This is a genomic window from Nocardia sp. NPDC058658 (assembly GCF_042716665.1).
In the GTDB taxonomy this organism is placed as follows: domain Bacteria; phylum Actinomycetota; class Actinomycetes; order Mycobacteriales; family Mycobacteriaceae; genus Nocardia.
The window spans coordinates 343,074-362,308 of record NZ_JBHXRR010000003.1; the positions used below are offsets into that span (position 1 = coordinate 343,074).

17 protein-coding genes are annotated in these 19,235 nt (G+C 68.1%); 12 read left to right on the forward strand and 5 right to left on the reverse strand.

From position 1 onward, the window contains the following. Positions 1 to 46 precede the first annotated feature (46 nt). The 8 genes from ACFWUP_RS08880 (at position 47) to ACFWUP_RS08915 (ending at position 10,317) form a co-directional block, all read left to right on the forward strand. Positions 47 to 1,498, forward strand: a complete 1,452-nt coding sequence (locus tag ACFWUP_RS08880) for a hypothetical protein (RefSeq protein ID WP_379232346.1) — start codon at positions 47 to 49, stop codon at positions 1,496 to 1,498. Further along, positions 1,495 to 2,991 carry an SCO6880 family protein gene (locus ACFWUP_RS08885; protein WP_266290614.1) on the forward strand — a complete coding sequence of 499 codons (1,497 nt, stop codon included), beginning with the start codon at positions 1,495 to 1,497 and terminating at the stop codon, positions 2,989 to 2,991. Before ACFWUP_RS08880 ends, ACFWUP_RS08885 begins: the two co-directional genes overlap by 4 nt. A 7-nt stretch (positions 2,992 to 2,998) precedes the next feature. Beyond that, on the forward strand, positions 2,999 to 5,440 hold the full coding sequence (locus ACFWUP_RS08890) for a hypothetical protein (RefSeq protein ID WP_379232247.1): 2,442 nt from the start codon (positions 2,999 to 3,001) through the stop codon (positions 5,438 to 5,440). After that, a complete protein-coding gene (locus ACFWUP_RS08895) occupies positions 5,437 to 5,745 on the forward strand; it encodes a transposase (protein ID WP_056810706.1) in 309 nt (102 codons plus the stop codon). The genes ACFWUP_RS08890 and ACFWUP_RS08895 overlap by 4 nt, the downstream gene beginning before the upstream one ends. 61 nt (positions 5,746 to 5,806) lie before the next feature. Continuing rightward, complete coding sequence (locus ACFWUP_RS08900) at positions 5,807 to 7,462, forward strand: peptidoglycan DD-metalloendopeptidase family protein (RefSeq protein WP_379232249.1); 1,656 nt, start codon at positions 5,807 to 5,809, stop codon at positions 7,460 to 7,462. Continuing rightward, complete coding sequence (locus ACFWUP_RS08905) at positions 7,459 to 8,025, forward strand: hypothetical protein (RefSeq protein ID WP_379232250.1); 567 nt, start codon at positions 7,459 to 7,461, stop codon at positions 8,023 to 8,025. Before ACFWUP_RS08900 ends, ACFWUP_RS08905 begins: the two co-directional genes overlap by 4 nt. A gap of 31 nt (positions 8,026 to 8,056) precedes the next feature. Continuing rightward, positions 8,057 to 9,880, forward strand: a complete 1,824-nt coding sequence (locus ACFWUP_RS08910; protein WP_379232252.1) for a type IV secretory system conjugative DNA transfer family protein — start codon at positions 8,057 to 8,059, stop codon at positions 9,878 to 9,880. Further along, positions 9,877 to 10,317, forward strand: coding sequence for a DUF4913 domain-containing protein (locus tag ACFWUP_RS08915; protein WP_379232254.1), 441 nt, complete (start codon positions 9,877 to 9,879; stop codon positions 10,315 to 10,317). Before ACFWUP_RS08910 ends, ACFWUP_RS08915 begins: the two co-directional genes overlap by 4 nt. Positions 10,318 to 10,369: 52 nt before the next feature. Here ACFWUP_RS08915 and ACFWUP_RS08920 read toward each other — a convergent pair whose 3' ends face one another. Together ACFWUP_RS08920 and ACFWUP_RS08925 are read right to left on the reverse strand one after the other, a co-directional pair. Continuing rightward, positions 10,370 to 10,939: a hypothetical protein gene (locus ACFWUP_RS08920; RefSeq protein WP_379232256.1), complete on the reverse strand. Its 570-nt coding sequence runs from the start codon at positions 10,937 to 10,939 to the stop codon at positions 10,370 to 10,372. A 241-nt stretch (positions 10,940 to 11,180) separates the two neighbouring features. Continuing rightward, positions 11,181 to 12,077: a peptidylprolyl isomerase gene (locus ACFWUP_RS08925; protein WP_379232258.1), complete on the reverse strand. Its 897-nt coding sequence runs from the start codon at positions 12,075 to 12,077 to the stop codon at positions 11,181 to 11,183. An 85-nt stretch (positions 12,078 to 12,162) separates the two neighbouring features. Here ACFWUP_RS08925 and hisS point away from each other — a divergent pair, with 85 nt between their 5' ends. Both hisS and ACFWUP_RS08935 read left to right on the forward strand, forming a co-directional pair. After that, positions 12,163 to 13,437, forward strand: a complete 1,275-nt coding sequence (hisS, locus tag ACFWUP_RS08930; protein ID WP_379232260.1) for a histidine--tRNA ligase — start codon at positions 12,163 to 12,165, stop codon at positions 13,435 to 13,437. Between the two features lie 253 nt (positions 13,438 to 13,690). Beyond that, positions 13,691 to 14,326, forward strand: coding sequence for a hypothetical protein (locus ACFWUP_RS08935; protein WP_379232262.1), 636 nt, complete (start codon positions 13,691 to 13,693; stop codon positions 14,324 to 14,326). A gap of 171 nt (positions 14,327 to 14,497) precedes the next feature. On the opposite strand, the gene ACFWUP_RS08940 is transcribed toward ACFWUP_RS08935, so the two are convergent. Together ACFWUP_RS08940 and ACFWUP_RS08945 are read right to left on the reverse strand one after the other, a co-directional pair. Further along, positions 14,498 to 15,511 carry an Rv2578c family radical SAM protein gene (locus tag ACFWUP_RS08940; RefSeq protein ID WP_379232263.1) on the reverse strand — a complete coding sequence of 338 codons (1,014 nt, stop codon included), beginning with the start codon at positions 15,509 to 15,511 and terminating at the stop codon, positions 14,498 to 14,500. A 43-nt stretch (positions 15,512 to 15,554) separates the two neighbouring features. Next, on the reverse strand, positions 15,555 to 16,517 hold the full coding sequence (locus ACFWUP_RS08945) for an NAD-dependent epimerase/dehydratase family protein (RefSeq protein ID WP_379232265.1): 963 nt from the start codon (positions 16,515 to 16,517) through the stop codon (positions 15,555 to 15,557). A gap of 193 nt (positions 16,518 to 16,710) precedes the next feature. Here ACFWUP_RS08945 and ACFWUP_RS08950 point away from each other — a divergent pair, with 193 nt between their 5' ends. Then, positions 16,711 to 17,040 (forward strand): type VII secretion target, encoded by a 330-nt coding sequence (locus tag ACFWUP_RS08950; RefSeq protein WP_379232266.1) that lies wholly within the window; start codon positions 16,711 to 16,713, stop codon positions 17,038 to 17,040. After that, on the forward strand, positions 17,037 to 18,662 hold the full coding sequence (locus ACFWUP_RS08955; protein ID WP_379232268.1) for a hypothetical protein: 1,626 nt from the start codon (positions 17,037 to 17,039) through the stop codon (positions 18,660 to 18,662). The genes ACFWUP_RS08950 and ACFWUP_RS08955 overlap by 4 nt, the downstream gene beginning before the upstream one ends. A gap of 65 nt (positions 18,663 to 18,727) precedes the next feature. Here the strand turns inward: ACFWUP_RS08955 and ACFWUP_RS08960 are convergent, their stop codons facing one another. After that, a complete protein-coding gene (locus ACFWUP_RS08960; protein ID WP_379232270.1) occupies positions 18,728 to 19,222 on the reverse strand; it encodes a hypothetical protein in 495 nt (164 codons plus the stop codon). Positions 19,223 to 19,235 lie beyond the last annotated feature (13 nt).

The following is a 19,235-nucleotide window of genomic DNA, read 5'->3' on the forward strand; positions in this document are numbered from 1 at the left end:
GCACAGCCCGGATCGATTCCGCGCCGACCATCGAGGGGTGCCAACAATGCTGAGGCGGATCGTCACCATCTTCGCGGTGATCTTCACCGTCATGCTCGCGACACCGACGGTGGCGATGGGCCAGACCTACGGTTTCGACGAGGCGTGCAACGAACTGCACGACACTCTCGACAGCGTCGCGATTCCCGGCGTCTCGCTGGGCGACGCGGCCTCGGCGGTCTGCAAGGCGGGCAATGCCGCCTCCCATCCCGGCCAGGCGGCCGACGCGGTCAAGGACAAGGCGTGGGACTCCACCTTCGGCAAGGTGGTCGACTCGCTGATGAAGGGTCTCGGTGAGGCGCTGATCCTGGCGTTGACCTTCTGGATGAAGGTGCCCAACGAGGCGGTGAGCGACTCGGGGGCACTGTTCACCAAGATCAACGACTACACCTATCAAATACAGATATTGCTGTTGATCGCCTCGGTGATCATCACCGGCGGCCGATTGGCCGAGGCCAGACGCGGTGCGGCCGTGAGCGAGGCCGCCGAATCGTTCCGGCTGTTCGCCAGGGTGGTGTTCAGTTCGTGGATGCTGGGGGCGGTGATCGTCGCGGGCACGCGCGCCTCGGACAAGTTCTCCGAGTGGATCATCACCGACGCCACCGGCGGCAACGCCAAGAACATGGCCGAACTGATGGTGAAAACCTCGAAACTGCAGGCCTTTTCGCCGGGTCTGGTGTTGATCATCGCCATCGTCGGCCTGCTCGGCGCGCTCGCCCAGATCGTGCTCGCCATCGTGCGGCAGGGTCTGCTGGTGGTCGCCGCGGGCGTGCTGCCGCTGGCCGCGGCCGCCTCGGCGACCGGGACGGGTAAGCAGTCGTATCAGAAACTGGTCGGCTGGATCATCGCGTTCATGCTGTTCAAACCGGTGGCGGCGATCGTGTACATGATCGCGTTCACCACCGCGGGCCACGTCGACGAGACCACCACGTCGAGCGGATTGCCCAGCGGGGAGGAAGCGCAGCGGATGCTGGTCGCGCTGGTGCTGCTGTGCAGCGTGGCGTTCGTGCTGCCCGCGCTGATGCGGTTGGTCGCGCCCGCGGTCGCCACGGTCGGCACCGGCGGTTCCGGTCTGATGATGGCCGGTGGCGTGGCCGTCGGCGCGATGGCGCTCGGCGCGATCGGTACCAAGGCCGTGGCCACGAGGGCTCCGGCGGCGCCCGGCGCGGCGGGCTACTTCGGTAGCGGCGGCGCGGGCCAGCGGCCACCGGGGCCCGGCGGTAACGGCGGCGGTGGTGGGGGCGCCCCGCGGCCGACGCCACCTCCCCGTGGCGGTGGATCGGCACCGCCGCCGGCGACGACCAGCTCGGGCTCGGTGCCCGCGGGGGCACGCAATGTGGCGGCCGCGCGACAGGCGGCCAACACCACCTCACGCGCGGACCAATCGATGGGCGACGTCGCCGGTGACCGCTGGGCGAATCGTTCACCCGACCTCGGCAGGAGCACGATTCCGCGATGACGACCTCCGCAACCGACACCTACGAACGCCGCTCGTACGGCCTGTGGCAGAAACCGCGCAGCGCGGGCCTTTTCGGCCTGCGCTGGGAAGAGACCGTGATCGGTTTCGTCGTGGTGATCACGGCACTGATCTGTGCGATGGTCGGTGGATTCAAATGGGGCTTCATCGTCGGCGGGCTCGGCGCGCTGGTGATGGTGCCCCTGGTGTGGCGGACGGGGGGCCGTTCTGGCTACGAGACGGGACTGATGATGTTCAACTGGAGGCGCTCGCGCAACAACGGCGAGCACGTGTACCGCGGTGGCCGGTTCTCCCGGATCCCCGGCGGTGTCACGAAATTGCCGGGGCTGCTCGCTCCGTCGAAGCTCTACGAGGGCATCGACGCCGGTGGCTACCACTTCGGGATGATCCATCTGCCCGCGTTCGCGCAGTACACGGTGGTGTTGCGGGCCTGGCCGCAGGGACACGAGGCCGTCGACCAGCCGGTGATCGATCGCTGGGTCGCGGCCTGGGGAACCTTCCTCGCCTCGGTCGGGCAGACCAGTGACATCGTCGCGGTGGTGCCGGTGATCGACACGGTGCCCGAGACCGGAAACCGGTTGCTCAACGAGGTTTCCACGATCACCCGCCCCGAAGCGCCCGACCTCGCCCAGCAGGTGATGTACGAGCTGGCGACCGAATTGCCGCAGGAGCGTGTGCAATTGCTGCCCCGGGTAGCGATCACGTTCAAGGCGACCACCGCCGAGCGGCGTAAGAATCCGGCAGAGGAAGCAGTCGAGATCGGGCGCAGGCTGCCCGGTATCTGCGCGGCGCTGGCCGAGGCGGGCGTTCGCGCGCAGCCGATGTCGGCCGAGGAGGTCATCTCCTTCATCCGTCGCAGCTACGACCCTGCCTCGCAGGCCGATCTCGAGGTGGCCGCGGCCGATCCCGGTGGGCACGGTCTCGGTTGGGACGACGCCGGTCCGGTTTCGTACGACGAGAAGTGGGATCACCTGATCCACGACGGTGGTCGGTCGGTGACCTGGGAGATGGACGCCGCGCCCGAAGGTGCCGTCGACGAGCGGGTGCTGCAGCGACTGCTCGCACCCAATCCCGAAGTGCCACGCAAACGCATCGCGATCGTCTACCGGCCGCACTCGGCCGCCGACGCCGCCGAGATCGTCGACGACGACTTCAAGAACGCCCTGGTCGCACAGCAGAGCGAACGCGGTGTGGTCTCGGCGGCGGCGACACTGCGCGTCGGCGCCACCCAGCAGGCCCGTGAGGAACAGGCCCGCGGGCACGGCGTGACCCGCTTCGGCGCACTGGTCACCATCACCGAACCGCTGCGCGGCGACCTGCCACGCATCGAAGCCATCACCCGAGACCTGTCCACCCAAGCCCGGCTCAAGATCCGGCGCTGCTACCGCTACCAGTCCGCGGCGTTCGCGGCATCTCTCGGTTGCGGCGTGATCCTGCCCGAACACGCAACCATTCCGAAGGCATTGGCGGGGTGAGGCGACCATGGGACGCGACTACGAACCCCCGGTGCGCGACCGCGACGACGTCGCGTTGCGCCCGGTCCACCGGCCGCCGCGCATCCGCGGCGAACGCGAGCCACGGCCCGCTGCGAGCGCGCCGCGCGTGAGCGAGGACGTGCTCGGCCTCGACGAGCGCACCGAACGCGACGAGCGGGAACGCGCGGCGCGGGGCTCACGCGTGCCCGAAGAACATCCGTCGGCGGAGCGCAGGTCGCGTGAGGAACCGCGCTCCGACCGGGTCAGGCCGACGCGTCCACGTGGTGAGGAACCACGCAGGCCGCGTCAGGACGACGGGCGTCGACCGGAAGAGGACGACGCGCGGTGGTCTCGAGAGGACGGTGCTCGCGGGCTGGGCGAGGGAAGTCCTCGACCGCGCGCCGACGAGATCCGTGGCCGAGGTGACGAATCGGGTCGTTCGCGTGGCGGCGAGCGTGCGACTGGTCGCGAAGTCGCGGGGGAGCGGCGCACTCGGAGGCCGCGTCCCGATGCCGAGCGGGGCGCGCGAGCGCGGGCCGAGCGCGGGCTGCGCGATGAAGATCACGGTCCGCGTCTGGAACACGAACGCCCCCAAGGTGATCCGCGTCGACGGCCGAAGCAGGCCGAACCGAAGCTGACGAAAAAGAAGAAGCCGCGACCCGCGAAGGCGGTGCGGCCGGTCCGGGCCGATGACGCCGCCGATCGGGCGATGGGTTCGGGGCGGTCGGCGAAATCGACCAAGCCGGAGCGACGTTCGCAAGGTCCCAAACTTCTGGACGATGCCACCCGCGCCCGCTACGAGATGATCGCGCGCGAGCAGTCGGGTCTGCGCGCGGCCTGGGCGACCTTCCGCATCCACACCGACGACCTGCGCCGCAACAACGCCCAGGCGCGCAGCGAAGCCGTCGTCAAGGACGGATTCGACCGCACCACCGCCGAATTGACCGATCGCGGCTACTCGGGCGCGGGCGGCGGCAAGATGAACGTGGTCGGCCGCCCGGTCGAGTACCGGGCCACCACCGCCCAGGTCGCGGGCCTGTGGCCGTGGTCGGTCGGCGCAGGCGCACCGCTGATCGGCACCCCGCTCGGCTCGCATCTGCACACCGGCGCCCCGGTCTGCTTCGATCCGATGAACTGGTTCATGCGCGGCAGTTTCATCACCGCGCCGAGTCTTTTCGTGTTGGGGCTCAACGGTTTCGGTAAGTCCTCGCTGGTGCGCCGGATCGTGCTCGGCGGCATCGCCCAGGGCATCACCCCGCTGATCCTGGCCGACGTGAAACCCGACTACCGCAAGATGGTCGAACTCGTCGGCGGCCAGGTGATCGACCTCGGCTACGGACACGGCAAGCTGAATCCGCTGGCCGCGGGTGTGCTCGGTTCGGTCGTGCCGCGACTGGAAGACAAACCCGCACTGCAACGTCAGGTGCTCCAAGACCTGCGCGCCCGACAGGTGACGCTGATCGCGGGCCTGGTGGAACTGGTCCGCGGCGCGCGCGTGGCCGACTTCGAGGAAACGCTGATCGCCACCGCGCTGCGCATCCTCTACCAGCCCGGCGGCTTCACCCCCGACAAGCCGCCGATCATGGAGAACCTCCTCGAGGTGATCGTCGCAGGTGGCGCCGAACTGATGCTCGACGCGGGCGCCGACAACCCCGATGAATACCAGAACGCCATCAAGGGCCTGCGCCGCTCGCTGCGCGCGCTCACCCAGGGCCCGTTCGGCGCGATCTTCAACGGCCAGACCAGCGTTCCCATCGACACCAGCGCCGTCGCGGTGTGCATCGACGTCTCGCACATCCCCAGCGGCGACAAGAAACTCAAGGCCGCGGTCATGTTGGCCTGCTGGGCCGACGGTTTCGCCTCCGTCGAAGCCGCGCACGTGCTCGCCGACGCCGACCTCGGCCCGCAGCGCTACTTCCAAGTGGTGATGGACGAGCTGTGGCAGGTGCTCGGCCTCGGTGACTTCATGGTCGACCGGGTCGACGAACTGACCCGCCTGCAGCGTGGTCTGGCCACCGCGCTGATCATGATCAGCCACACCATCAAGGACCTGCAGGCGCTCGGTTCCGATGCCGCGATCGCCAAGGCCATCGGCTTCCTGGAACGCGCGCGCGCCAAGATCTTCGGCGCGCTGCCCGCCGAGGAGATCAGCAGGCTCGATTCCACGGTGCCGTTCACCTCCGCCGAACAGGAGATGGTGACGAGTTGGTCGGCGCCACAAGCACTGACCGGTGAGGCGCTCAAGCCCGGCCAGCAGCGGCCCTCACCTCCCGGCACCGGCAAGTTCCTGTTGAAGGTCGGCGAGGATCGTCGGCCAGGTATTCCTTTCCACATGGAGTTCACGGTGTCGGAACGAGAAAGCGGAATCCACGACACGAATCAACGCTTCAGCGAGTTCGGCGACAACCCACGTGGCACGCCGGACTATTCGAACGGGAGTGAGCAATGATGCCGCACCGGTCCTACCGCCGGGTCTCGCCGGAGGTCCGCAACGCCGCCGTCGCCCAGGTGGTGGCGCTGACCGACAAGTTACGCAGCGAATCCGAGGCGTGCCGGATGGTCGCCGAACAGATCGGCGTGCACGCCAATTCGGTACGCAACTGGGTCCGCGCGACCCAGGACCCGAGTCTGGACCGGATGGACGCCACCGCGTTACGCCGCAAAGTGGCGCTGCTGCAACAACAGTTGGCCGCCGCCGCGGAGATGAACCGCACGCTCGCCGACACGCTCAACGAGTCCCGGCGCCGCACATGAACTCCGCCGCGGCGGACGTTGCGCGAATCGGCGCCCGGCGCGGAATCCGGGGAGGCGGCCGGTGAACGTCCGCACGATCATGACGACGGTGATCGGCTCGGTCATCGGGTTGGTGGCACTGGTGTTGGTGATCGTGCTGCCGTCCTCGGACGAAACCTGCGAAACCGGCGACGTACTGGACGGGTCGGCGGTGCCGACGCTGCCCGCACTCGGCGGTGACAATCGTGCCGGGGCCACGAGTTCGGCTGTGCCGTCGGTGAATCCATCGGTCACCGCGACACCGGTGCTGGCGGCGGGTGTCGGCCCGCTGCGTCGGACGCTGCCCCTGGAAACCGGAACCTTCACCGTCTCCGATGTCTTCGGTTCGCGCGGCGGCGATCACAAGGGCATCGACATGGCCGCCACCGACGGGACCACGATCTACTCGGTGTCCGACGGACGGGTCGTCGCCGCCGGTCCCGCCTCGGGTTTCGGTAACTGGATCGTCGTGGATTCCGTCGACACCAACGGCCGCGCCTACTCCGCCGTCTACGGCCACATGTGGGACGCGGGCGTGAAGGTACGCACCGGACAGACGGTGACCGCGGGTCAGCCGATCGGGATGGTCGGCTCCGCGGGCGAATCCAGCGGCCCGCACCTGCATTTCGAGATCGTGCCCGGTGGTCGCTTCACCGGAGGCCGTCAGATCGACCCGATGCCGTGGCTCGACGGTGCGCCGACACCGGATGTCGGTGGTGCGCGGGCATTCTCGAGCGATCCCAACTGTGTGCGCGGATTCGGCAGCGCCGGTGGGGCATTGGCCGACGGGAAGGTGCCCGCCGAACTCGAGATCTGGTACCGCCGCGCGGGGACGGTGTGCCCGGAGATCTCGTCGTCGCTGCTGGCCGCACAGGCCAAGCAGGAGTCGGGATTCCGGCGCGGACTCACCTCACCCGCGGGTGCACAGGGCCTGGCCCAGTTCCTGCCGGGAACGGCGGCCGGTATCAATCCCGAGGACGGTCAGCCCTACGTCATCGACGCCGACGGCAACGGGTCGGCCAGCGTGTGGGACGACGGCGACGCGATCATCGGCCAAGCCCGCTACATGTGCGCGATCGCCCACAAGATCGCGGGCTGGATGGCCGCCGGACGCGTCTCGGGTGACCTGACCGCGCTCACCCTGGCCGGTTACAACGCCGGCGAGGGCGCGGTGCTGACCTCGGGGGGCATGCCCAACCAGTACGCGGCACACTTCTCCGAGACCAGGCCCTACGTCACCAACATCCTGTCGATGGAACCGCAATACCGGGCACCCGGCGCGCAGGGACGGTTCACGCCGGGGGAGGGCAGCGACGGCGAACAGATCGTCGAAGCCGCCCACGACTGGCTCGGCACCCCGTACGTGTGGGGCGGTGGTGGCCCGCAGGGGCCGAGCGGCGGCGGATTCGACGGACCCGGACTGACCGCGGCGGCAGTGTTCGCCGCGTCCTCGGGCGCGGTCACCCTGCCGCGCACCGCCGAACAGCAATGGGAAGCCGGGCGTGAGGTGCCGATCGCGAAGGCGGCGGCAGGCGATCTGGTGTTCAGCGGCTTCGGACGGCAAGGCCCCACCCAGGTCGGGATCTACACGGGCAACGGTCAAGTGATCCAGGCGGTACCGCCGACCGGCAACCGCGGTGGCGGCGGTGTCACCGAAGTGACGGTGCCCGGCGACGCACGGGCGAGGAGGGTGTTGTGAGCGCGCGACCAGCGATAACCTGGTGGGAGAGAACACGAATCCGCACAACCCCGGCGGTGATGCTCGTGGCAGTCCTGCTCTCGGTCCCCGCCTGCGGCAGCGATGCCGAACCGACCCGCCCCGAAACCACCTCGACCACCCGCCTGCTCGAAGCCGCCGTCGACCCGACCACACCCGACGGGGTCGCGGTGGTCGCCCTGCGCGAGATCTACACCTGGAACCCGGGCACCGAACAACCGGGATCTTCGGTGCAGCGCGCGCGAAAATGGCTGGGGCCCAGCATGATACGTATGCTCGACAGTTCCATCGGAGCCACCGACACACCGAAACCGTCGCTGCAATGGGCGGACTGGGCAAAGGCCGACGCACACGTCGAAGCCTTCACCTTCGCTTCCGGCGAACCCGCGCCCCCCAGCGCGGATCCCGCTGTCGCGCAATACAAGATCGGCATCGAACAAACGGTCGTCTACACCGACGGACGCACCGAAGCACTACCGCCGAGCACGGTCATCGCGACCGTGGTGCAGACGCCGCAGGGCTGGCGTCTCGACGCGTTCCGCTGATTGACCACCACGTCCACACAAGGAGGCACCCGTGGCGAAGAAGAAGGTGACGGATCCGGCCGCGGTCGGACCCGACACGACACTGATCATGATCGTGTTCGGCTTCGCGGTCCTGATCACCCTCGCCGTCGCCCTACACCTGGGCAACGCGCTGGCGGTGGTGCCGCAGAACATCCCGGCCAATCCGATCGCGGTGGTCGCCGACCTCGCGCGCGGGAAGTTGCAGTGGCCTCGGGCGTCGACGGTGATCGTGCTGTTGGTGATCGCGGCTGCCATTGCGTTCGTGGTGATTCGCAAGCAGTTGCGGAAGCGGGCGGTGGTTGGTCGATTGGCGGTCGACGACAAGGCCGACTACATGGGTAGTGGGAGTGCGATCTACTCGATCACCGAGGAGGGGGTGCGGGAGAAGGCGAAGGATCTCGGCATAAAGCTCGGTACCAACGACTCACCCGGTGTGCCGATCGGTATCGGCATCGCCGATGGCATTCCGCTCTACGGCTCCTATGAGGATCTGCACATCGACATCTGGGGTCCGCGTCAGGGTAAGTCGAGTTCACGAGTCATTCCGGCGATCCTCAACGCGATCGGCCCCGTACTCGTCACCTCGAACAAACGTGACGTGGTGGATGCGACCCGCAATGTGCAGGAGAAAAAGGGCAGCCCGACCTTCGTCTTCGATCCCCAAGGTGTTGCCGACGAACGCGTGACCTGGTTCTGGAACCCGCTGAAATGGGTCGACGCCCACCGCGAAGGGTGTGAAATGCGGGCGGCGCGGCTCGCGGGTCATTTCGCGGACAGTGATGTGGGCGCCGACGGCGAAGACGCGTTCTTCGATCCCGAAGCCGAAGATCTGCTGGCCGGGCTGTTCTTGGCGGCGGCGATCGCGGGAAAGCCGATCACGCAGGTCTGGGAGTGGATCACCGACGTCCAGAACGTCGAATCGATCAAAGTGTTGCGTGATGCCGGGCACCACTTCACGGCCTCGGGCTTGGCCATGCAGTACAACGCGGATCCACGAACCAGAGACGGCGTTTTCGGGACCGCCAAGAAGATGATTCGTTCCTTGCAGCTCACCAATCTTCATCCGTGGATCACCCGAGGTGGTGACCGGATGGAATTCGACGAACTCGAGTTCCTCGAACGCAACGGCACCCTGTACAGCCTGTCGCTCGAAGGCCGTGGATCGGCGGCGCCGCTGGTGAGCGCGTTGACCGAAGCGGTGATCGACGTGGCGATGCGCAAGGCCGTGCGTTCCTCCGGCGGTCGCCTGGCGATCCCGCTGCTCGCGGTCCTGGACGAGGCTGCCAACGTGGTGCGCTGGAAGGATCTGCCCAAGCAGTACAGCCACTTCGGGTCGCGCGGCATCGTCGTGATGACGGTGCTGCAGTCCTGGGCACAGGGTGCGCGGTGCTGGGGTGAGGCGGGCATGGCCGCGCTGTGGTCGGCCGCCAACATCAAGGTGCTCGGCAGCGGTGTCGACGATATGGCATTCCTACGGGACCGATCCGAGGCGATCGGCGAGTACGACTCGATCTCGTCGTCGATGTCGCAGTCGGGCAACAGTAAAAGCTATTCGCGCTCGCTCAGTTCATCGGTGACGTTCACCGCCCAAGGGTTGTCGACCTTGCCGCGTGGCCGCGCGGTGGTGTTCACCTCGGGACAACCCGCGGTGCTCGTCCGCACGGTGCCCTGGTGGGAATCCGATTTCGAGCCTGCGGTCCGTGAGTCGATCGCAGCCAATGATCCAGCCCGAAAGACACGAATCGACGACCTGTTCGGCGCGCCGTCACCGTCGCTGTCGAAGTCCGTTCCGCCCGATGAGATCGGCGAAATCGAAGAGGTGAAGCCGCTGTGACCACCCAGGAACCGAACCAGGCCGAGAGAAAGACCGCGGAAATCGCGAACGGCTATTCGACGGTCTACGAGTTCGTCACCGAATATCTGAGCCAGGTGTACAGCAGGCAGGTCACCGACATCAGCGACACGGTGTGGTGCCGCGAATGGTGGCAACACCCCGAAGCGGCGATCCGTTTGCACGCGCTGTGGCAGGCATGGGAGCACTACCGCAGGCAGGGTGGGCCCGGCATCAGTGTGTGGTTTCTCGACCACGCCGACCCGCATATGGCGAAATTGTTCGACCCGCGTGGGCCGTTCAAATACTGCAATGTGCGCAACGGGCACAAGAGCATGCTGGATCCACTGCCGCTGTCGGATCCGCCCGGCCCGAACCAGCAGATGTTCGACAATCCCGATGTCGAGCGGGTGTGGCAGAAGGGCCGACCGCCAGTGTGACCGCAGCACGCGAATCCCGGCGACGAGCCGGGATTCGCGGAGTCGGTCGAAGTCAGTTACCGCGGATGCGTGGTTCGATCCCGCGTGCCTCGATGACACGCGCGCGCGCCAACTGCGCCCGATCGGCGGCCTCGCGCAGCCGCACCGCTTCCTCCGGCGCGATGCCCTGGCCCATTTCCATCAGCATGCGGACGTGCGTGAGTTCCGGTGCGACGCCTGCGCGTTGGAGATGGGAGGCGATCGCTGAACGACGCTCGGCCGAGTCGTATCCGGTGCTCGCGGTTCGCGACATCCCGGGATCACGGTCGAGTTTGACGCCGCGTGATTCGACGCCGCGTGATTCGATTCCCCGTGATTCGATTCCGCGAGATTCGATGCCTCGCGAACCGATTTCCATCATCCGTACCAGCTCGATATTGCGCGGATCCTTGGCCTTGAGATCGCGCGCCTCGCGGATCTGCAGTTCGCGCGCTTCCTTCATCTTGGCCTCGATCGCCTTCGCGCGGGACTCGGCCTCTTTCTGACCGTGTTCGCGCGACTTGAGGGCGACCAGGGTGGCCATCTGCAGCATCGTCCGCATCATGGACGCCGTTTCGCTGCCGATGTCGTCGAGTTCCGCCATGACTGCTCCCCGATGCTGCTGTGGAAGTGGACATCTGAGCCTACCGCGCGAAGGATACGGTGCGATGACAGGCGGGGCGGGTCGGTGGGGGAGAAATCGCCGGTGAGGGGGCTGCGGGCCGGATGAATCGTAGGGTTGCCTAGCCTCTGATGATCTTTCTTCGCACGTCGGGGCCCGAAAACCGAAAAACGGACCGGACACGCAAGGGTGTCCGGTCCGTGATCCACGCTGTAAGGCGGTGTCAGCCCACCTTGACAGAGTTGAACGAGATCGGGATGGCCGGGCCCCCGTCTTCCGCGCCGCCCTTGACGCCGCCGCCGGCGACCTTGTCCAGAGTGGCGAGGCCTGCTTCGTCGATCGTGCCGAAGATGGTGTAGTTCGGCGGCAGCTGGGTATCACCGAAGACCAGGAAGAACTGGCTTCCGTTGGTGCCCTTGCCTTCTGGCGAGGTGCCCGCGTTGGCCATGGCGATCACGCCACGCTTGTAGTTCACCGGCTGCTGCAGCGCGGGGTCGCCCGCCGGGAACAGATCGGTGGGGTACTCGTTGTCGAAGCTGTAACCGGGGCCACCCATGCCGGTGGCGGCCGGGTCGCCGCACTGCAGAATGCCGAAGCCCGGCGTGGCCACGATGCGGTGGCAGCTGGTCTTGTCGAAGTAGCCCTGCTGGGCCAGGCTCACGAAGGAGTTGACGGTGCAGGGGGCCTGAGCGCTGTTGAGCGACAAGCCGATCGGGCCCTGGGTGGAATCGATCGCCACCTTCGTCTCCGGAACCTCGGTGGCGACCGAGGTCGTCGCGGGCACCGTGACGGGCTTGGCGGGCGGCTCCTGCCCTGCCGGGTAGGAGCAGTCGACCGTCGCGGGCTTGGCCGCGGGGGGCGGCGGGCCGGGGATGTCGAGGGGGGTGTTGACGAACTGGGTCGTCGGCACGGCCGAGGAGGTCTCGGCGTTCGCCGACGAATTGTCCTCGCCCTTGGTCAGGAAGTACACGCCGGTCGCGGCGGCCGCGACGACTATCACACCCAGTACCGAGCCCGCGATCGTCAAGCGCTTGCGCTTCTTCTCCTGCTCGGCCCGTCGTGCCAGCTGGCGCTCCAGCTTGCGCTTGGCTGCCGCCCGTCGCTGTTCGTTACTCGGCACTACCGCGTTCCTCCCGTGTCGTCAGGTTCGTCTAGAGGGTAACCGGTTGGACGCGGAGGGCGCCCGTGGGGAAAACTGGATCATCGTGACCAAGACCAGCAGCTTCACCGCCCCGAAGGGTGTCCCCGACTACCTGCCACCCGGTTCGGCCGAGTTCGTCGCCGTGCGCGACGGCCTGATCCACGCCGCCCGACTCGCCGGGTACGGGCATGTCGAGCTGCCGGTATTCGAACAGACCGCCCTGTTCGCACGGGGTGTCGGCGAGTCGACCGACGTGGTCAGCAAGGAGATGTGGACCTTCGCCGACCGCAACGGCGAGAGCTTCACCCTGCGCCCCGAAGGCACCGCGGGCGTGATGCGCGCGGTGATCCAGCACGGTCTGGACAAGAGCGGTCAGCTGCCGGTGAAGCTTGTCTACGCCGGTCCGTTCTTCCGGTACGAGCGCCCGCAGGCCGGTCGCTACCGGCAGCTGCAGCAGGTCGGCATCGAGGCGATCGGCATCGACGACCCGGCCCTGGACGCCGAGGTCATCGCGATCGCCGACGCCGGGTTCCGCTCGCTCGGCCTGGACGGCTTCCGCCTCGAGATCACCTCCCTCGGTGACGAGACGTGCCGCCCGCAGTACCGCGAACTGCTGCAGGAGTTCCTGCGCGGGCTGCCCCTCGACGAGGAAACCCGGCGCCGCGCCGAGCTCAACCCGCTGCGCGTGCTCGACGACAAGCGTCCCGAAGTGCGCGAACTGACCGCGAACGCGCCGCTGATGATCGACCACCTCTCCGAGTCGGCGAAGGCCCACTTCGAACAGGTGCTCGCGCACCTCGACGCGCTCGGTGTGCCGTACGTGGTGAACCCGCGGATGGTGCGCGGCCTCGACTACTACACCAAGACCACGTTCGAATTCGTGCACGACCAGCTCGGCGCGCAGTCGGGCATCGGTGGCGGTGGACGTTACGACGGGCTGATGGCCGAACTCGGCGGACAGCCGCTGTCGGGCATCGGGTTCGGCATCGGTGTCGACCGGACGGTGCTGGCTCTCGCGGCCGAGGGCAAGTCGGCGACCGATCCGGCCCGCTGCCAGGTGTACGGCGTGGCGCTCGGTGACGAGGCGAAGGCGAAACTGGTCGCGCTGGCCGGTGAGCTGCGCGCCGCCGACATCAGCGTCGACCTGGCCTACGGCGGTCGCGGGATGAAGGGCGCGATGAAGGGCGCCGACCGGTCGGGGGCGAAATACACCCTGGTGCTCGGTGATCGCGATCTCGCCGAGAACACGATCGGCGTCAAGGAGATGGCGACCGGTGAGCAGCGGTCCGTTCCGCTCGACGGCGTTGTCGCGGTGTTGCGCGAGGAACTCGGCCGCTGAGACTCGCGCCTGGTTCGGAGGTCGTTCGCGGAGCAGTCCGGTCGTCGAACCGGCTCGGGTTGCCGGGTTCGGCGGTCGTTCGCCGACGTTGTTCTGGTCGAACAGATCGGCGCGTAGTCGTTCGCGCCGGGTGGTCGGCGACCGGCGTTCGGGCTGACCCCGCCCGGCACACGCTCGGGTGCTCTCGTCGGTGGGGCGCGGTAATCTGACCGCGCCTCATACCGGGCGGGCCGGTGGGGGTGGAGAGGTAATCGTGGACGGGCAGTCGGCGACGGAAGCTGTCGGTATCGACCTGGTGGCGCCCGAGGTGTTCGCGCCGATGTTGCGCAGGCTCGCGCTGGCGGCGTTCGGTGTCGGTGTCGGCGCCACACTGCTGTCGGCGGTGTGGCTGAGCTGGCCGTACGCGATCCTGATCGGACTGGTCGTCGCGGTCCCGACCGTCGGCTACGTGTTCGCGTTCCAGCGTCGGCGAATGTGGTTGAGCGGCACCGTGATCCGCGCGCATCGACTGTTCGGTGAGCACATCGTCGACCTCGCCGACGCCACCGGTGTGCAACTGCTCGTCTACCCGGGCAGGCTCAGTCGCATCGTGCTGAAGGCGACGGTCGGGCCCGACACCCAGCTCGTCCCGCTGGCGATGTACACCGACGTGGGCAGCGGCCGCGAACTACACCTGCTCGGCTTGCGCAAACTCGCCGACGCGCTGGCCTCCAGTGAACTCGTCGCCGCGGTCGCGATCTCGGAAGTGCTCGTCCAGCAACTGCGCGCGGAGGCACGCGACGCGGGGCTCGACGAACGCCCGCTGTATCGCGCGGTGCAGTCGGTGCGGAGCAAGGACAGTGTTTCGCCGGTGGTCCTCACCGACTCCGAGGTCGCCGCACTGGGCTGAGCGTCGATGGACGCGCCCGGAGAGTGGCTGTTCGGGCTCGCGGGAACCAGCTCGTCGGCATCACGCGTGCGCAGGCGGGGCATGGGTTGTCGGTGGTCGGGGCGCGAACAGTGGCCGCCCCGGGACATCGCCGAGCTGTCGATCGCGGTCGGGCGGGAAGCCTTGGAAGGCTCAGCCGAAGAGGGCGAGCTGCGGGTCCTGCGGGGTGGGTGGCGGCGCAGGCGGGGTGGTGCGGCCCTGGGTCTGGCGCAAACCGTGGTGGGTGAGTAGCGGATTCACCCGGTCGCGGAGCCAGTCGCGGTAGAGGGGCGTGACGTTGCCGCCGCGGGCGTAGAGCTGGCGGTAGCGGCGCATGAGGGCGGGGTGTTCGGTGCCGAGCCAGGTGAGGAACCAGTCGCGAGTGGGACCGCGCAGGTGCATCGGGAAGGCCATGGCGCTGGACGCGCCCGCGTCGGCGATCGCGGCGAACAGGGCTTCGAGATGGGCTCGGCTGTCGGTGAGACAGGGGATGATCGGCGCGGCCATGACGTGCACGGTGAAACCGGCGTCGGCCAGTGCGCGGACCAGATCGAGACGTGCGCGCGGTTCGGGGGTCCCGGGTTCGAGGCTGTGGTGCAGGTCGGGATCGAGGATGGCGATCGACACCGCGACACTCACCTCGACCTGCCGTGCCGCCTCCGTGAGCAGTGGGAGATCGCGCCGCAGCAGCGGGCCCTTCGTGAGGATGGAGAACGGCGTGCCCGTGTCCGAGAGTGCGCGAATGATGCCGGGCATCAAGCGGTATCGGCCCTCGGCGCGCTGATACGGGTCGGTATTGGTACCCAGGGCCACCGCCTCGCGCTGCCACGAACGACGGCCCAGTTCGCGACGCAACACCGCGGCGATATTGGTCTTCACCACGATCTCGGAATCGAAATCCTCGCCCGCGTCCAGGCCCAGATATTCGTGGCTGCCGCGCGCGAAGCAGTAGCGGCAGGCGTGCGAGCAGCCGCGCATCGGGTTGATCGTCCAGCGGAAGGGGAGTGCGGAGCTCTCTGGCATCTTGTTCAGGGCGCTCTTGCAGAGCACCTCGTGGAAGGTGATGCCGTCGAAATCGGGGGTGCGCACGGAACGAACCAGCCCGGCCCTGGTCAGGCCGGGCAGCGCGCCGTCATCGGCGTCTAGGGTCTGGGCTTGCCACCGCACTCCATGAGTCGAACATGTGTTCGAACGACTGTCAAGCCTGACGCTACGCCCGCAGGAAGTCGACGAGGTCGTTGACGGTCTCGGTGGTCGGGCGTGGGTGGTAGCCGAGTTCGCGTTCGGCCTTGCCGTGATCGACGATCGGCGCCGAGATCAGCGCGCCGAGTGCGGCTTTGGACAGGATGTCGGAGCCGAGTCGTCTGCTGATCGGCTCTAGCACCGGCAGCAGCGCGCCGAGCGCCTTCGCCGGGATGGCGAAGCGGGGACCCTTGGCGCCGGTGCGGGCCGCGGCCATCCGGCACAGGTCGATCATCGTGGTCATCTCACCGCCGAGCAGGTAGTTCTCGCCGGTGCGTCCCTTCTCGCCCGCGAGGATCAGGCCCTTGGCGACATCGCGCACGTCGACCAGGTCGAAGCCGCCGCCGATCATCACCGGAATCCGGCCGCGCATCGCCTGAGCGACGGTGGAGTTGAGCCGGGACAGGCGCTCGGGGTGATCGAGCGGACCGTAGACGCCGGTCGGATTCACGATCACCGCGTCGAGCCCGCGCTCGATCAACGGACGCAAGGCCAGCTCGCCCGACCACTTCGACCGGTCGTACACCGGCAGGCCGGGATCGTCGGAGCGACTGGAGGTCTCGTCGATGTGCCCACCCGCGCGATATTGATCGAAGGCATGGATGGAACTGGTGTGCACGAACCGGCGCACGCCTGATTCCAGCGCCGCCTCGGCGGTGACGCGCACACCCTCGGTGTTCACCCGCCACGCCAGATCGTTGCGTTCGGCGAGGGTGATCAACGCGACCAGGTGGTAGACCACCTCGGTGCCCGCCAGCGCCGCACGCATCGACGCCGGGTCGAGTACATCGCCGTCTACCCAGGTCACGGCCGGGTCGGCGGTGGTCGGGGCCGCGCGGTCGATGGCGACGACCTCGTGGCCGCGCTCGACGAGCAGAGGGATCAAGTTGGTACCGAGGTAGCCGGCTGCGCCGGTCACTGCGACCTTCATGTGGCCGAGGATATAGAACATGTTCTAGTTTTGATAGTGGGTCCTGCGGATCGAAGTCGGCACGACTCGAAAACTGTCAGGGAGTTCGGCTATATTTGGCGCCAACCGCAGTCCGGTGGTCGCGTCGGGAGTTTCGCGTCCACCGATCGCTCCAGTAGTGCAGACTTTTCACGACGAGTTGGGGGGATTTCGCATGAATCACGTTTCCGTGCAACCCGCAGACGTCGCCGCGTTCGCGGCGACCAATGGCGGGGTGGCGGCACAGGTCGCCGCGGCGGGCAATATCGACCTGGTGGCCAGCGTGTCGGCGGCGACGCCGGTGTTCGGCCTCATCGGTGCCGACTACCTGGCGATGTTCGCGGCCGCACAAGCGTTGCAGGCCAAGGACATCAACGACCTGTCGTCGAAATTCAGCTCGCTGTCGGATGCGGCCTTCAAGTCGTCGGTCACCTTCGAGACCACCGATATCGACAATGCCGCCGAGCTCGCGCGCCAGGCTGCCGGAATCGGCGGCGCGGTATGAAGCCGTTGAGCTCCGACGCGGGCGTCATCGCGCCCGAGGCTTCCTTGGCCACCGCCGACGCCGCCACCGCATCGGTGATGGGCGCGGTACCGGTCGAATCGCAGGCCATCCTGGATGTGCCGCTGATGCAGGTGCCCGACGACGCGGCCGAGGCCGAGGAAGCGGTGTTCAGCCTCGCGCAGAAGGTCACCGACGAGGCACAGGGCGGCACCATGTCGCCTGCCGGGTTGGGTGGGCTCGGTGGTCTCGGCACCGGCATGCAGCCCCAGGACATCCTGTCCGGTGTCTCGGAGGACGCGTCGTCGGCGCTCAGCGGGCTGCAGGGCACGGTGGCGCAGATGGCGGCGCCCGCCTCGGCTGCCGCGCTCACCGCGTTCGACCAGGCCAAGTCGGCGCTCACCGGCACCTCCGGCACCGCCGCGTCGGGTGCCACCGGTGCGAGCCCGTCCGCCGCCGCCACGACGCTGACCGAGGATCCGGTCGCCGCGCTGATGAGCGGGCTGTCGCTGCCCGCGCTGCCCGGCATCGAGACCCTGTTCCAGCCGTTCCTCGACCTGCTCAGCAGCTTCGGCACCGGCGTTTTCAGCTCGCTGGACCCGACCACGATCCTGAGCAACTCCTCGGCCGTCATCGAACAGGCGATGAGCCTGGCCCAGGGTGGTGTGAAGACCGTCCAGCAGGTGTGGGAGGGCCAGGCCGCCGACGCGGCGACCACCGCCAGCCAGCAGGCCCAGACCCAGGGCCAGGAAACCAGCCAGCGCGGCATCGACATCTCGGCGCTCACCCAGCAGGCGGCGGCCGTCGTCCAGACCGGCAACGCGCAGCTCACCACCATCGCCACCACCTTCGCGGCCCAGGCCACCGCGCTCGCGCCGACGATCATGCTGCCGCCCACCCAGGCCACGCTGATCGGTTTGGCCACCACGCATCTCGGTGAAGCGGTGTCGGTCGTCAACGTCACCCGTGGGCAGTTGATGGGGTACACCGGCGAGCTCAGTGGCGTCGTCAGCCAGCTGGCGAGCCAGAGCGGTCTGCCTTCGCCGGAAGATGTGCTGACCGCGGCGTCGGAGAACATCGGCGAACCCCTGCTCACCCAGGCGCAGGAAGCACTCGGCGGCGACGCCTCGACGGCCGCGGCGAGCGCCGCTCCCGCCACCACCGCGTCGCCTACCGCGACCACCCCGTCGGGCCTCGGCTCGGGCGGTTCGGGTGGCGGTGGCGGCGGTGGTGGCGCTTCGCTGGGCGCACTCGGCACCGCACGCGGTGGCGGCGGCACCGGTGGCGGCACCGGCGGCACCCCGAGCGCGGGCACTCCGAAGAGCACCGCGGCCGTGCCCGGTGCGGCCGTGCCCGGCGCGGGTGGTCGTGCCATGACCCCCGGCGGAATGGGCACCACCAGCGCGGCGGGCACCAGCGGCAGCTCCGGCATGATGGGCGGCGGTGCGGGTGCGGGCGCGGGCCGTGGTAACAACGAGGAAGAACACGGCCGGACCGTGCAGCCCTACCAGAGCCGCACCGGCAACGACGATCTCACCGGTCCGCTGGGCGAATCCACGCCCGACGTCATCGGCGCGGTCCACGAGGACGAGCGCGACGCGGACGAGACCGCGGACCGCTTCTGAACGACCGCCTCTGAACGACAAGGGGCTCACCGGCGAAAACCGGTGAGCCCCTTGTCGTTCAACGATCAGCTCTTGAAGGCGTCGACCAGTTTCTTGTAGAGGTCGGTGAAGCGCTTGCGGGCGTCCTTCTGCTCCGGGTTGAGGCCGTCGGACGCGTTGGGGGAGTAGACGACCAGGTGGGCTTCACCGTCGGGATCGTCGGGCATCAGGTCGATGATCTGCGTGCCTTTGCCCTCGCCCACCGGGATGCCGAAATCGGTGTCCTTCAGCGCGTTGATCTCCTCGCGCGCCTCCGAGATCACGTCTGCGGCAACCTTTCCGGTCACCTTCTTCGGCGCGGTCTCCGGCTTGCGGTCCTTGCTCGCGGCGTCGGGCATGTGGACGGCCTTGCCGTCGGCGAAAATCTGCAGGACCGGGCGCAGATCCGTGCGCTGGGACCAGCCGTCGGGGATCGTGGTCAGGCTCACCAGCGGCAGTGGCTCCGGATCGGCATGGGCGACGGCGCTCGCGCCGGTGAGAGCGAGAGCGCAGACGAGCAGTCCGGTCATGGTCGGGCGCATGGGTTCCCCTCGA

Bases quoted from the DNA above. Each gene is read 5' to 3' on its own strand.
- ACFWUP_RS08945 (WP_379232265.1), bottom strand. From the start codon at position 16,517: ATGAAGGTCGCAGTGACCGGCGCAGCCGGCTACCTCGGTACCAACTTG.
- ACFWUP_RS08960 (WP_379232270.1), bottom strand. From the start codon at position 19,222: ATGCGCCCGACCATGACCGGACTGCTCGTCTGCGCTCTCGCTCTCACC.
- ACFWUP_RS08920 (WP_379232256.1), bottom strand. From the start codon at position 10,939: ATGGCGGAACTCGACGACATCGGCAGCGAAACGGCGTCCATGATGCGG.
- ACFWUP_RS08955 (WP_379232268.1), top strand. From the start codon at position 17,037: ATGAAGCCGTTGAGCTCCGACGCGGGCGTCATCGCGCCCGAGGCTTCC.
- ACFWUP_RS08895 (WP_056810706.1), top strand. From the start codon at position 5,437: ATGATGCCGCACCGGTCCTACCGCCGGGTCTCGCCGGAGGTCCGCAAC.
- ACFWUP_RS08890 (WP_379232247.1), top strand. From the start codon at position 2,999: ATGGGACGCGACTACGAACCCCCGGTGCGCGACCGCGACGACGTCGCG.
- ACFWUP_RS08880 (WP_379232346.1), top strand. From the start codon at position 47: ATGCTGAGGCGGATCGTCACCATCTTCGCGGTGATCTTCACCGTCATG.
- ACFWUP_RS08885 (WP_266290614.1), top strand. From the start codon at position 1,495: ATGACGACCTCCGCAACCGACACCTACGAACGCCGCTCGTACGGCCTG.
- ACFWUP_RS08950 (WP_379232266.1), top strand. From the start codon at position 16,711: ATGAATCACGTTTCCGTGCAACCCGCAGACGTCGCCGCGTTCGCGGCG.